The sequence below is a fragment of the Rhodococcus sp. 114MFTsu3.1 genome, from assembly GCF_000383555.1.
Lineage (GTDB): Bacteria > Actinomycetota > Actinomycetes > Mycobacteriales > Mycobacteriaceae > Rhodococcoides > Rhodococcoides fascians_E.
In genome coordinates this window covers 223,980-236,658 of record NZ_KB911550.1, presented here as the reverse complement: position 1 = coordinate 236,658, position 12,679 = coordinate 223,980, and the positions used below count along the sequence as shown (strand labels likewise).

General features: G+C 66.0%; 11 protein-coding genes. 10 read left to right on the top strand and 1 reads right to left on the bottom strand.

Annotated features, from left to right (window positions below; all coding sequences use genetic code 11):
* Positions 1 to 28 precede the first annotated feature (28 nt).
* Entirely contained in the window at positions 29 to 706 is a 678-nt protein-coding gene (locus tag H292_RS0114710; protein WP_231383851.1) for a DUF3159 domain-containing protein, read from the top strand.
* Positions 703 to 2,256, top strand: a complete 1,554-nt coding sequence (locus tag H292_RS0114705) for an alpha/beta fold hydrolase (protein ID WP_020111902.1) — start codon at positions 703 to 705, stop codon at positions 2,254 to 2,256. The genes H292_RS0114710 and H292_RS0114705 overlap by 4 nt, the downstream gene beginning before the upstream one ends.
* On the opposite strand, the gene H292_RS0114700 is transcribed toward H292_RS0114705, so the two are convergent.
* Positions 2,253 to 3,047 (bottom strand): alpha/beta fold hydrolase, encoded by a 795-nt coding sequence (locus tag H292_RS0114700; RefSeq protein ID WP_020111901.1) that lies wholly within the window; start codon positions 3,045 to 3,047, stop codon positions 2,253 to 2,255. The two genes, H292_RS0114705 and H292_RS0114700, sit on opposite strands and share 4 nt — an antisense overlap.
* Positions 3,048 to 3,197: 150 nt before the next feature.
* On the opposite strand from H292_RS0114700, the gene H292_RS0114695 reads away from it, so the two are divergent.
* From H292_RS0114695 to H292_RS0114660, 8 genes are all read left to right on the top strand, one after another.
* Positions 3,198 to 3,605 carry a YciI family protein gene (locus tag H292_RS0114695; RefSeq protein ID WP_027498833.1) on the top strand — a complete coding sequence of 136 codons (408 nt, stop codon included), beginning with the start codon at positions 3,198 to 3,200 and terminating at the stop codon, positions 3,603 to 3,605.
* A gap of 40 nt (positions 3,606 to 3,645) precedes the next feature.
* The gene (locus tag H292_RS0114690) at positions 3,646 to 4,797 is read left to right on the top strand and encodes an RNA polymerase sigma factor (RefSeq protein WP_027498832.1); all 1,152 of its coding nucleotides are present in this window, start codon (positions 3,646 to 3,648) and stop codon (positions 4,795 to 4,797) included.
* A 148-nt stretch (positions 4,798 to 4,945) separates the two neighbouring features.
* Complete coding sequence (locus H292_RS0114685) at positions 4,946 to 5,284, top strand: L-rhamnose mutarotase (RefSeq protein ID WP_019663736.1); 339 nt, start codon at positions 4,946 to 4,948, stop codon at positions 5,282 to 5,284.
* A 69-nt stretch (positions 5,285 to 5,353) separates the two neighbouring features.
* Positions 5,354 to 6,700 carry an MFS transporter gene (locus H292_RS0114680; protein ID WP_019663735.1) on the top strand — a complete coding sequence of 449 codons (1,347 nt, stop codon included), beginning with the start codon at positions 5,354 to 5,356 and terminating at the stop codon, positions 6,698 to 6,700.
* On the top strand, positions 6,697 to 7,866 hold the full coding sequence (gene rhaI / locus H292_RS0114675; protein ID WP_020111898.1) for an L-rhamnose isomerase: 1,170 nt from the start codon (positions 6,697 to 6,699) through the stop codon (positions 7,864 to 7,866). The genes H292_RS0114680 and rhaI overlap by 4 nt, the downstream gene beginning before the upstream one ends.
* Positions 7,867 to 7,869: 3 nt before the next feature.
* Positions 7,870 to 9,930, top strand: coding sequence for a bifunctional rhamnulose-1-phosphate aldolase/short-chain dehydrogenase (locus H292_RS0114670; RefSeq protein ID WP_019663733.1), 2,061 nt, complete (start codon positions 7,870 to 7,872; stop codon positions 9,928 to 9,930).
* 7 nt (positions 9,931 to 9,937) lie between these two features.
* Complete coding sequence (locus H292_RS0114665) at positions 9,938 to 11,398, top strand: rhamnulokinase (RefSeq protein WP_020111897.1); 1,461 nt, start codon at positions 9,938 to 9,940, stop codon at positions 11,396 to 11,398.
* Positions 11,399 to 11,435: 37 nt separating this feature from the next.
* Positions 11,436 to 12,671 carry an alpha-hydroxy acid oxidase gene (locus tag H292_RS0114660; RefSeq protein ID WP_020111896.1) on the top strand — a complete coding sequence of 412 codons (1,236 nt, stop codon included), beginning with the start codon at positions 11,436 to 11,438 and terminating at the stop codon, positions 12,669 to 12,671.
* Positions 12,672 to 12,679: the final 8 nt, after the last annotated feature.

Here is a 12,679-nt window from a genome sequence, read left to right as displayed (position 1 = left end):
GCGACGACTTCGACACGAGGAGGACACGATGACGACTCCGGACCCCACACCGATTCGAGACGAGAAGAAAGCCGACGCCACCCAACTCCTGCTGGACAACCTCGGCGGCGTGAGCGGAATGATCTACACGGCGGTCCCTGTGGTCGCCTTCGTGACCGCCAACGCGGTGGCCTCGCTTCCGATTGCCATCGGAATCGCCGTCGCCATCGCCGTCGTGCTGACAGCGCTCAGAATGGTGCGCGGTGAACCGATCGTCCAGGCGAGCGGTGGACTGATCGGCGTCGTGACGGCCGGTGCCGTTGCCGCGTGGACGGGCTCGGCCGGCGGATACTTCCTGATCGGAATCTGGACCAGCCTGGTCATGGGTGCGCTGATGGTGGCATCCCTGCTCGCGCGTCGACCACTGACCGGACTCCTGTGGAACGCGCTGCACGGCAACAAGTACCCGTGGCGATCGGATCGCTCCACTCTGCGTGCGCACGACATCGCGACCGGCGCCTTCGCGCTGCTGTTCGGTGCCCGCTACATCGTGCAGGATCAGCTCTACGACACCGACGCCACCGGATGGTTGGCCTTCGCGAAGATCTCCATGGGCACCCCGCTGTTCGCCCTCGCGATCCTGGTCACCGTCTGGGCTTTCCGACGCTCCACGAAGCGTCTCGTGAACGACACCTTTCCGAACACACAGGGAGTGAGCCACCCGTGAACTATCGTCACCGACCGCGCCGGAGCGTAAGCGTCCTGGCCGCAACAGTTCTCGTCCTCGGGGCATGCAGCCAGGCCGAGCCGGAGCCGAACACGACTGCAGATCTGGATCGCTTCTACGATCAGGCGGTGACGTTCGAGCCGTGCGAGGGGTACGGCACGACGTCGACCGACGAGGCAGCGTTCGTCAGCGATCCGACGTTTCGGTGCGCGCGCGTGGACGTCCCGCTCGACTACGACGATCCCGACGGACGGACGGCGCAGATCGCGTTGCTGAAAGTCCCCGCGAAAGGCGAGCCCATCGGGTCGTTGCTGCTCAACTCGGGCGGCCCCGGAGGCCCTGGCATGAGCATGGCCGCAGCCGCGGCGACAACGCTGGCGGACAGTCCGTTGACCGAGAAGTTCGACATCGTCGGATTCGATCCGCGCGGCGTCGCGGCGTCGACGCCGGCCATCGACTGCTTCACCGACGCCGAGAACGAAGCAGGCGAGGCGTACACGACAGTTCTGACGGGAGCGAGGTCGCTGTCGGAAGACGGGGCACGCGAGCTGGTTCGGCAATGTGCCGAGCGGTCCGGCGGCGAGGACGTTCTGGCGAACGTCGGAACTCGTGACGCAGCCCGGGACATGGATGTGCTGCGCGAAGTGCTGGGCGACGACCAGCTCAGTTACCTCGGACAGAGTTACGGCACTCGCCTGGGCGCGGTCTACGGAGAGATGTTCCCGCAGAACGTTCGAGCCATGGTGCTCGACGGTGCCATCGATCCACTGCAGAGCACAGCGGACCGTCGGATCGATCAGTTCACGGCGTTCCAGGAGGCATTCGACGCCATGGCTGCGGACTGCGCCACCGAGCCCGACTGCCCTCTCGGGCAGGATCCGGCGAGGTCCGTCGAGAATTTCCAGAACATCGTCCGCCCGCTGATCGACGATCCGATCGTGACCCCGGACGGCAGGAAGATGGACTTCGACGCCGCCTACGGGGCCGTGATCGCCGGGCTGTACGACTCGACCGTCTGGCCGGTCATCACCAAGGGCATCGCGGAACTACAGGTGGGGCAGGCGGAGACGTTGCTGAAGATCAGTGACGTGTTCGGTGGGCGTGACGTCGACGGCGCCTACCCGAACTTCGCCGAGGCGCTGTACGCGATCAACTGCAACGACGAGCAGCGCAACACCGCCGAACAGGAGGTCGAGCTCAAGGAGCGAATTCAGGGCATCGCGCCGTTCACCGACTCAGGTCTGGGGCCGGAAGGCGCACGCGACCCGTGTGAATCCTGGCCCGTCGAACCCACTCTGGGATTCCCGTACGCAACCGACATCGACGGTCTCCCCGACACGTTGACCATCTCCATCACCGGCGACCCGTCCACGCCCTACGCGGGTGGTGTCAGCCTTGCCGAGACGCTGGGTGGGTCACTGCTCTCCGTCGACGGAGACCAGCACACCGTCGCGTTCTCCGGAGCGAACGACTGCGTCGACACGGTCGTGGCCGAGTACCTCGTAGACCTGAAATCCCCACCGGAGGGGGCCCGCTGCGCTCTCGACTAGGCCGTGCGAGTTTCGCTTCCCGCCAACAGGATCGACGCGATGAGCTCTGGGTTGTCACTCATCGGGACGTGGCCGACGCCCGGCACGGTGATGAACGTGGCGTGCGGCAGGTTCCGCTTCGCGACTGCACGCTCGTAGATCGGCAGGGTGAGGTCGCGTCGGCCCCAGGCGATGGTGATGGGAACCTGCGGCTCGGCCGCGACGGGAAGTTCGAACACCGCGTCCAATCCTTCGTCGACGAAGGTGTTGGAGACCAGGGACGCGGTGTCCACCACGGCGTCGGCGTACGGCACACGGCTGGGGTGGGCGAAGAACGCGGAGATGGCCGGGTAGCGCACGGCTTTGTAGGAGAGCAGGCGAGGCGCATGCTCGCCCATTCCGCGGGCCAGGGTCCGCAGAACGCGGAACGTGCCGATCGCCCGGCGTCGATCGAGGTCGTTCACGAAGAACCCGGCGGGAGACAGCGCGGTCGCCGACGCCACCCGCCCGCGGCACGCCATGGCGATCGCCAGCCAGCCCCCCAGGGAGTTACCACCGATGTGAGGCTTCGCGTCCGGAGTGTCGAAGTCTCCGAGCAGATCGTCGAGGGCATCGACGACGTAGCCGAGCGGATCGCTTACGTTCGCCTCGAGTGCGGGGGACTCGCCGTGACCGAGCAGGTCGACGGTGACCACCCGTCGATAGGGCGTGAGTAGATCGAGGATCGGATCCCACGCCTGCCTCCGGTGAACCACTCCGTGAACGAGGACGAGAGTGGGCCCGCTACCGGCGACGTCGTACCGCATCTTCATGGGAGCACATAGTAGCTGTGAATAGAGGTAACACCTACTCTTTTGCCGAATCGGAGAAATATCTTCGGGGACGATGTCGAAAACGCTCACCCGGTTCCGTCCCAGGGTTGGATGCAACCACAGAGGCTGCACAGAGACGAGGAGATCATCATGGCCAAGTACCTGTTTCTCAAGCATTACCGCGGCGCTCCCGAGGCAGTCAACGACGTCCCCATGAACGAATGGACACAGGACGAGGTGGAGGCCCACCTGAAGTACATGGACGACTTCGCCGCCAAGCTGCAGCAGACCGGCGAGTTCGTCGACAGTCAGGCGCTGAAGCAGGCCGGTGCGTGGGTCCGGTACGACGGCCAGGGAAAGCCGCCGGTCACCGACGGCCCGTTCGCCGAGACGAAGGATCTCATCGCCGGATGGATGGTCATCGACGTCGACTCCTACGACCGCGCGCTGGAGCTCGCGGCCGAACTGTCCGCCGCACCCGGTGCAGGCGGTGAGCCGATTCACGAGTGGCTCGAAGTCCGCCCGCTGATGAGCACGCCCACCACCATCGAAGACTGACATGCACCTCGGGTCCGGCACGTCTCCGGATCGGCCCGGGATGGACGACGTCCTGGTCCGGCAGTTGACTCCCGCTGTGATCGGCGTCCTCACTCGTCGCGGACTCGATTTCACGACAGCCGAGGACGCCGTGCAGGAAGCGTTGATCCAGGCCACGACGTCCTGGCCGACGAGGATGCCGTCGGACCCCAAGGGGTGGCTCGTCACCGTCGCCTGGCGGAAGTTTCTCGACGGGCATCGAGCCGACGAAGCCCGTCGAACACGGGAGCTGCGGACCTGGGCCGAGCCGCCACCGGCGGACACCCAGAACGTCGACGACACCCTGCAGCTGCTCTTCCTGTGCGCGCATCCGTCGTTGACGCCGTCGGCGGCGGTCGCGTTGACGTTGCGCGCGGTCGGTGGCCTGACCACCAAGCAGATCGCCGACGCGTACCTCGTCCCGGAGAAGACGATGGGTCAGCGCATCAGCCGCGCGAAGAAAACCGTCGGGCACGTGCGATTCACGGAGAACGGAGATCTGTCGACGGTTCGCCGGGTGCTCTACCTGATCTTCAACGAGGGGTACACCGGCGACGTCGACCTCGCGGCCGAGGCGATCCGACTGACCCGGCAGTTGGCCGCGTCGACCTACGACGAGGAGACGTCGGGACTACTCGCGCTGATGTTGCTGCATCATGCCCGCCGGAGTGCCAGGACACGGCCCGACGGCAGCGTCGTCCCCCTGGCCGAGCAGGACCGATCGCAGTGGGACACCACGCTGATCGGCGAAGGCGTCGACATCCTGCAGGCCGCGTTGGCGCGCGACCGACTGGGTGAGTTCCAAGTGCACGCGGCGATCGCCGCACTGCACGCCGACGCCAGAAGCGTCGACGAGACCGACTGGGTGCAGATCGTGAGCTGGTACGACGAACTTCTCGCCATCACCGCGAGCCCCGTCGTGCAGCTCAATCGGGCGATCGCCGTGGGGGAGGCCGACGGCGCGGCCTCGGGTCTCGCGGCGCTCGGCGCAGTGGATCCGAGCGTGCCCCGCTTCGCCGCTGCTTCGGCGTACCTCCACGAAAAGGCGGGGGACCTGGTCTCGGCCGTGCGGCTGTACGGCGAGGCAGCGCAGGCAGCATCGAACCTCGCCGAGCGGCATCACCTGTCGGTGCAGGCAGCGCGTCTGAGCAAGGTGCTGCGCGAGTCCGAGTGACGAGCCCGGCTCCGGAAGACCAAGGGGTTGACGCGGCGCACTGGAGAGCCCTAATGTGATCCAAGCCATCGATTGAAACGTTTCAATCCCGTCGAATCTGCAACAGTCGATGGTGGCCCCCACACTCTGATCGTCGAGAAGGTCCTCCATGGCATCGGTTCTGTCCGACACGAAGAAGCTGTGCTTCCTGTTGAAACTGCGCCCCGAGCGGGTGCAGGACTACCTGGCCGCGCACGAGACCGTCTGGCCGGAGATGCTCGATGCTCTGCGCGAGACGGGGTGGAAGAACTACTCGCTGTTCCTTCGACCCGAGGACGGTCTCGTCGTCGGCTACGTCGAGTCGGACGACCCCGCGGCGATGACCACGGCCATGAGCGCGACCGACGTCGACGCACGCTGGCAGGCCACCATGGCCCAGTACTTCGAACCCGCGGCCCGCCCCGACGCCCCTCTCGAGTTTCTGCACCACTACTTCCATCTCCCCTGATCACCCTCACACCGACCCCCCTCACACCGACCCCCCTCACACTGACCCCCCTCACTACATGGAGCCCTCATGAAGATCGGCGCCAAGTCCACCACCGGGTGGCGAGCGACCATATCGGTCGCGATGAGCAACTACATCGAAGCCGGATCGATCATCGCCATCGCCACGTCGTTGACGTTGTGGCAGAACGAGTTCGGCATCAGCAACCTCGCCGTCGGGCTGCTGGCCGCGTTCAGCGCCAATGCATTCGGTGCGGCGATCGGCGCCGGCATCGGCGGTCCGCTGTGCGACAGGTTCGGCCGCAAGGCGATCTACACCTACGACCTGATGGTCTACATGGTCGGTGTGCTGATCGCAGCGTTCGCGATGAACTTCGCCATGTTGCTGACCGCGTTCGTGATCACCGGCATCGCCGTCGGAGCAGGTGTACCCGCATCGTGGACGTACATTGCCGAACAGGCGCCGTCGCGTGAGCGGGCACGACACGTCGGAACCGCGCAATTGGCGTGGTCGGTCGGGCCGTTCGTCGGATTCGCACTCGCTGCGTTGCTCGCGCCCCTGGATCTACTCGGCTCGCGCATCATCTTCCTGCACCTCTTCGTCGTGGCCGCGGTGGTGTGGTGGATTCGCCAGGGCTTGCCCGAGTCGGTGATCTGGAAGAACGAAACGGGCGACACCGCAGGGGCCGCTGCACGCGAGAAGACCTTCGGCGCAGCCGGATTGAAGGGCCTGTTCACCAAGAAAGTGAACATCACCGCGCTGCTGGTCCTCATCGGCATCTACGGCTTCTGGAACACCGTCGCGGGACAGGCAGGCATCTTCATGCCGCGTGTGTACGAGAGTGCAGGCGTCGAGAGCGCCGTCGAGCAGAACCTCCTGCAGGTTCTGGTGTGGGGCTGCACCGTGCTCGCCACGTACTTCGGCTTCATGAAGTTCGCCGATCGCGTGTCCCAGAAGCTGCTCTACTCCATCGGGGCTCTGCTCGGCATCGCGGCCTGGGCAATCCTGGTGTTCTTCACCGACAACGGACTCCCGACGCTGCTGATCTTCGCCATCACCTGGGGTATCTCCAGCGGCATCGGTGCCCAGGCGTTCTACAGCCTCTGGGCGAGCGAGCTGTTCGCGACGCCGTACCGCGCCAGCGCCCAGGGCTTCATGTTCTTCGTCGTCCGCACCGCCACCGGCCTGCTGAGTTACTTCTTCCCGACCCTGCTCGCCGCCACCGGACTCACCACAGTCGGCCTGCTGCTCATCGGCCTGCTCACCGTCGCCCTCGCGATCGGTGCGATCTTCGCACCGAACACGCGTGGAAAGTCCCTGCCGGAGATCGAGACCGAGCGATACGGTGCGGTCGTGTCCCCTGAACTTCCCGACTCCCGAGACGGAGTCACCCAGACCCGAGAGCCTGCACTGTGACCACACATACCGTCAGTCCCGACGCGATCCTCGACGCCCTCGCCATCGAACTCCCGTCGTGGGCGTTCGGAAATTCCGGAACCCGCTTCAAGGTGTTCGGCACCCCCGGCACACCCCGCACGATCGAGGAGAAGATCGCCGACGCAGCCACCGTGCATCGGCTCACCGGATTGGCTCCCGTTGTCGCGCTTCACATCCCGTGGGACAACGTCGACAGCTTCACGGCATTGAAGTCCTACGCCGCCGATCTCGGTGTTCGTCTGGGAACGGTGAACTCCAATACCTTCCAGGACGACGACTACAAGTTCGGCAGTCTCACGCACACCGACAAGGGCGTGCGGCAGAAGGCGATCGACCACCATCTGCGGTGCCTCGAGGTCATGACCGAGATCGGCTCGCAGGACCTGAAGGTGTGGCTGGCCGACGGCACCAACTACCCGGGTCAGGGCGATATTCGCGGTCGGCAGGACCGTCTCGCGGAATCGCTGGCCGCGATCTACCAGCACGTCGGCGAGGGCCAGCGGTTGGTGCTCGAGTACAAGTTCTTCGAGCCTGCCGTCTACGTGACGGACGTGCCGGACTGGGGCACGTCCTACGCGCACACCGTCGCGCTCGGTGAGCGCGCGGCAGTGTGCCTCGACACCGGGCACCACGCGCCGGGAACGAACATCGAGTTCATCGTCGCGCAGCTTCTGCGCCTCGGCAAACTCGGTTCCTTCGACTTCAATTCACGCTTCTACGCCGACGACGACCTGATCGTCGGCGCGGCGGATCCGTTCCAGCTGTTCAGGATTTTGTTCGAGGTCATCCGCGGCGGAGGGCTCGCACCCGAGTCGGACCTCGCGCTCATGCTGGACCAGTGTCACAACGTCGAGGCGAAGATCCCCGGGCAGATTCGCTCGGTCCTCAACGTCCAGGAGATGACGTTGCGTGCGGCTCTCGTGGACACCGAGGCACTCACCACGGCGCAGGAAGCCGGAGACGTACTGGGCGCCAACGGCATCTTCATGGATGCCTTCTACACCGACGTGCGTCCGCGGCTCGCCGAGTGGCGAGAGAGCCGCGGTCTACCGGCCGACCCGATGCGAGCCTTCGCGGAATCGGGTTATCAGAAGCAGATCGAAGCCGACCGCGTCGGCGGCACCCAGACCTCCTGGGGTGCATGAGCAATGACGACACAGCAGGAAGCGAACACGATGAACGAGACTGTCGCAGCATTGTTGGCACGATCGAACCGTCTCGGGTCCGACCCGAGCAACACCAACTACGCCGGCGGTAACACCTCCGCCAAGGGAACCGACACCGACCCGGTGACCGGTGCCGATGTCGAACTCATGTGGGTGAAGGGATCCGGCGGCGATCTCGGAACGCTGACCGAGTCCGGCCTGGCCGTCCTGCGGCTCGATCGGCTGCGCGCACTGGTCGATGTGTACCCGGGACTGGACCGCGAGGACGAGATGGTCGCGTCGTTCGACTACACCCTGCACGGACGCGGGGGAGCGGCGCCGTCGATCGACACGGCGATGCACGGACTCGTCGACGCAGCACACGTCGACCACCTGCATCCGGACTCCGGCATCGCGATCGCGACCGCCGCGGACGGTCCCGAACTGACCCGAAAGATATTCGGCGACACGGTGGTGTGGGTTCCGTGGCGACGACCCGGATTCCAGCTCGGACTCGACATCGCCGCTATCAAAGCCGAGAACCCGCAGGCGATCGGCTGCATTCTCGGCGGACACGGCATCACCGCATGGGGTGAGACGTCCGAGGAGTCGGAGGCGAACTCGCTCGAGATCATCCGCGCTGCCCAGGCCTACCTTGCCGAACACGGCCGAGCAGAACCGTTCGGCGCCGCGCTCGACGGCTACTCGGCCCTGCCGGAGGCCGAGCGACGCGTCAAGGCAGCAGCCCTGGCCCCGTACATCCGAGGGATGGCATCCACCGACGAACCCAAGGTCGGGCACTTCACCGACTCCGACGTGGTCCTGGACTACCTGGCTGCCGCCGAGCATCCGCGTCTGGCCGCGCTCGGCACCAGCTGCCCCGACCACTTCCTGCGGACCAAGGTGAAGCCCCTCGTTCTGGACCTGCCTGCGGACGCATCGATCGAGCAGTCCGTCGAACGCCTGCAGACACTGCACGAGGCGTACCGCAAGGACTACCAGGCCTACTACGAGCGCTTCGCGACCGAGGACTCACCTGCGATGCGCGGCGCCGATCCGGCCATCGTGTTGATCCCCGGCGTCGGCATGTTCAGTTACGGCGCCACCAAGCAGACCGCCCGGGTGGCAGGCGAGTTCTACGTCAACGCGATCAACGTGATGCGGGGCGCCGAATCGGTGTCCACCTACAGCCCCATCGACGAGTCGGAGAAGTTCGACATCGAGTACTGGGCGCTGGAAGAAGCCAAGCTCGCTCGGATGCCGAAACCCAAGCCGCTCGCGACGCGCATCGCCCTGGTCACCGGCGCGGCGTCGGGCATCGGCAAGGCGATCGCCACACGATTGGCCGCGGAGGGCGCGTGCGTCGTCATCGCCGACCTCGACGCGCAGAAAGCATCCGACGTCGCCGCCGAGATCGGCTCGACGGACGTGGCGATCGGAGTTCGGGCCGACGTCACCGACGAAGCTGCGGTGCAGGCAGCCGTCGACGCGACGGTGCTCGCGTTCGGCGGTATCGACCTGGTGGTCAACAACGCAGGCCTCTCGCTGTCGAAGCCTCTGCTGGAGACGACCGTCGCGGACTGGGATCTGCAGCACGACGTGATGGCTCGCGGATCGTTCCTCGTCTCGCGCGCTGCGGCGGCCGCGCTGATCGCCCAGAAGATGGGCGGCGACATCCTGTACATCTCGTCGAAGAACTCGGTGTTCGCCGGACCGAACAACATCGCCTACTCGGCGACGAAAGCCGATCAGGCACATCAGGTTCGGTTGCTCGCCGCCGAACTCGGCGAACACGGTGTCAAGGTCAACGGCATCAACCCCGACGGGGTGGTGCAGGGATCGGGCATATTCGCCGCCGGCTGGGGAGCGTCCCGCGCTGCGGTCTACGGCGTCGACGAGGCCGACCTCGGCAAGTTCTACGCGCAGCGCACGCTGCTCAAGCGAGAGGTGTTGCCGGAGAACATCGCCAATGCCGCGTTCGCACTGTGCACGTCGGACTTCTCGCACACGACCGGACTGCACGTGCCCGTCGACGCGGGTGTCGCCGCCGCCTTCCTGAGATGAGACGGGCATGAGTACAGCTCAGGTCGCGGCCGTCGACCTCGGTGCGACGAGCGGTCGCGTCGTGGTCGGCACCGTCGGCAGCGATACCGCAGGCAGGGACGTGCTGCGTCTCGACGTCGTCACCCGGTTTCCCAACGAACCCTGCCGGCTCTGGAACGGGTCGCGGGCAGCGCTGCACACCGACGTGCCCGGATTGTTCGGGCACGTTCGGCGTGGTCTCGCCGACGCCGCTCGCGACGCGGACAACCTGGTGAGCGTCGGAGTCGACTCGTGGGCCGTCGATTACGGCCTCATGCGCGGAGGTCGCCTGGTCGGGTTGCCGCACCACTACCGGGACGAACGATCCCAGCGGGGCGTCGAGCTCGTGGAATCCGTCGTCGACCGCGCGGAGTTGTTCGCCCGCAACGGTTTGCAGTTCCTCCCGTTCACCACCGTGTACCAGCTTGCGGTGGACCGGGACGACGGTCTGCTCGAACCAGCGGACCGCGTGCTACTGGTGCCGGATCTCGTGTCGTACTGGCTCACCGGCCGCGAGGTCGCCGAGCGCACCAATGCGTCGACGACGGGCATTTTCGGTACCGACGGCGTGCTCGACGATGTCCTGCTGGATCTCCTGGGAATCGAGAGGTCGCTGTTTCCCGATGTCGTCGACCCGGGCGAGGTTCTCGGGCCGATCCTGCCCGGTGTGGTGGACGGTGATCCGTCGGTGTCGGTCACTGCCGTCGGTTCCCACGACACCGCCTCCGCCGTTGCCGCGGTACCGATGGATCCTGATTCGGCGGTCTACATCTCCTGCGGCACCTGGGGCCTCGTCGGCGCCGAGACCTCCTCGCCGGTGGTGAATTCCCGAGTGCGCGACGCGGGGTTCACCAACGAAGCCGGAGTGGACGGTCGCAACCGGTTGTTGCACAACGTGATGGGTCTGTGGCTGCTGTCGGAATCGGTGCGCGAATGGAGCCGAGCCGACGGCGCGGCGGTGGACCTGCCGGAGATGTTGGCGGCAGCGGCACACTGCCCGGCCCCCACGCATGTCTTCGACGCCGAAGATCCGATGTTCCTTCCTCGCGGCGACATGCCGACACGAATCGCGGCCTGGTACTCCGATCGTGGCCTTGCGGTTCCGTCGTCACGGGTGGAGATGGTTCGGGCGATCGTCGAATCCCTGGCCGTCGCCTTCAGCGCGGCGGTGTACGACGCCGCGGAACTCGCAGGCATCGACGTGCGGCGGATCCACGTCGTCGGCGGCGGAGCACAGAATTCGTTGCTGTGCCGGATTCTCGCCGACAGGTCCGGACTCGACGTACTGGCCGGGCCCGTCGAAGCGACCGCGTTGGGTAACGTGCTGGTACAGGCACGGACCCACGGGTTGATCTCCGGAGATCTGACACGGCTGCGGCACACGGTCGCAACCACCTTCCCTCCCGTTCGTCACGAACCTGCGTCCTCCCGCCGGGCGGCATCTCTTTGAACCACAGCGCTATGACAAACACGACAAAGGATTGACCATGGTCAAGAGGCAAATCCCCAAGGTGCGCGATCTCGCGCCCCTGATGCAGTTCAAGAAGCCGGAGTTGAACGGCAAGAAGCGCAGGCTCGACGCCGCCCTGACCATCGAGGATCTTCGCCGGATCGCCAAGCGTCGGACCCCGACGGCGGCGTTCGACTACACCGACGGCTCGGCGGAGGCCGAACTGTCGATCAGCCGGGCGCGTCAGGCGTTCCAGGACATCGAGTTCTCGCCGTCCATCCTGCGCGACGTGTCCAAGGTGTCGACGGGATGGGACGTGCTCGGCGCACCGGTGGCGCAGCCCTTCGGTATCGCCCCGACGGGCTTCACCCGCATGATGCAGACCGAGGGGGAGATCGCCGGTGCGCATGCGGCAGCTCGCGCGGGCATCCCGTTCTCGTTGTCCACGATGGGAACGACCTCGATCGAGGACGTCCGCGACGCCAACCCGCACGGTCGCAACTGGTTTCAGCTGTACATGTGGAAGGACCGCGAGCGGTCGATGAGCCTCGTCGACCGTGCCGCGAAGGCGGGGTACGACACCCTTCTGGTCACCGTCGACGTTCCCGTGGCGGGAGCGAGGCTGCGAGACAAGCGCAACGGCATGACGATTCCGCCTGCACTGACACCGGGAACCGTGTTGAACGCGCTGCCGCGTCCACAGTGGTGGATCGACTTCCTCACCACCGAACCGCTGTCGTTCGCGTCGATCGACCGTTGGTCCGGCACCGTGGCGGAACTGCTCGACACGATGTTCGACCCGACGGTCACCTTCGAGGACCTGGCGTGGATCAAGGAGCAGTGGCCGGGCAAGCTCGTCGTCAAGGGAATCCAGACGCTCGACGACGCCAAGGCCGTCACCGCACTGGGCGTCGACGGTCTCGTTCTGTCCAACCACGGCGGACGACAACTCGACCGTGCTACGATTCCGTTCCACCTTCTGCCCGAGGTGGCCCGCGAGGTCGGCAAGGACACCGAGGTCATGATCGACACCGGCATCATGTCCGGCGCCGACATCGTGGCGTCGATCGCCCTCGGAGCCCGATTCACGCTCGTCGGCCGCGCCTACCTGTACGGGCTCATGGCGGGCGGCGAAGCCGGGGTCAACCGTGCCGTGGACATTCTGTCCGAGCAGGTCGAACGCACCATGCGTCTCTTGGGTGTCACCGCGTTGGAGGAACTGGGCCCTGGCCACGTCACTCAGCTCGAGCGGTTGGTCCCGCGCCCACGGTGACCGTGGTC